Genomic DNA, 643 nt, shown 5'->3' with positions numbered 1-643 from the left:
GTGCTTAAGTTCCGTGTTTAGGTTGGGATTGCGGGCGAAAGTCGCTGTTATTTAGGTTCGGGCGGTTAATCGCGCAGCTTCCTTGACTTTCTGGGGTGATCGTGTAGTGGGTGAGAACACGATCGAATCGTGCTCGGCGTTGCCCGGTGTGCGCTGTGCCGATGAAGAAGAATGGACACACCGCGGCGGGCGCTCAACGGTGGAAATGCACCTCGTGCGCCCTGTCAACCACATGTCCATCAGGGCGTGCGCGCCGACACGAACAAGCCGATGAGCTGGCAGACTTCATCGCGTGGGCGACGTCTCGGCACACCCAAGACGAACAGGAAGGCTCAGCGCGCGCTTTCCGGCGTCGTACCTGTTGGTGCTGGCAGGTGCCGGTACCTCACCCGCCCGTCACCGGGCAGGTCCACGATCAGATCTTCATTGACGGCATGCACCTGTCAGGCGGATGGGTGCTGCTGATCGCCCGAGACCGCGAGCATGTGCTGGAGTGGCAGTGGGCGGCCAACGAATCCGCGCAGGCCTACACGGCCCTACTTGAACGCCTCGCTCCTGCCGATGTGGTCACCACCGACGGTGCTGCAGGCGCCTTGGCGGCTATCGCGCACCTATGGCCCTCCACGCGCGTGCAACGCTGCCT

1 pseudogene is annotated in these 643 nt (G+C 62.8%); it reads left to right on the top strand.

The window, feature by feature from the left end:
* Nucleotides 1-374: 374 nt before the first annotated feature.
* Nucleotides 375-643: pseudogene (locus tag O3669_RS10880) on the top strand (IS256 family transposase); the annotation flags it as partial.

The organism is Pauljensenia sp. 20925_1_34, from assembly GCF_041432775.1.
Classification (GTDB): Bacteria; Actinomycetota; Actinomycetes; order Actinomycetales; family Actinomycetaceae; genus Pauljensenia.
Note: the sequence above shows the minus strand (reverse complement) of the source record. Positions and strands in the feature narration are given on the sequence as shown.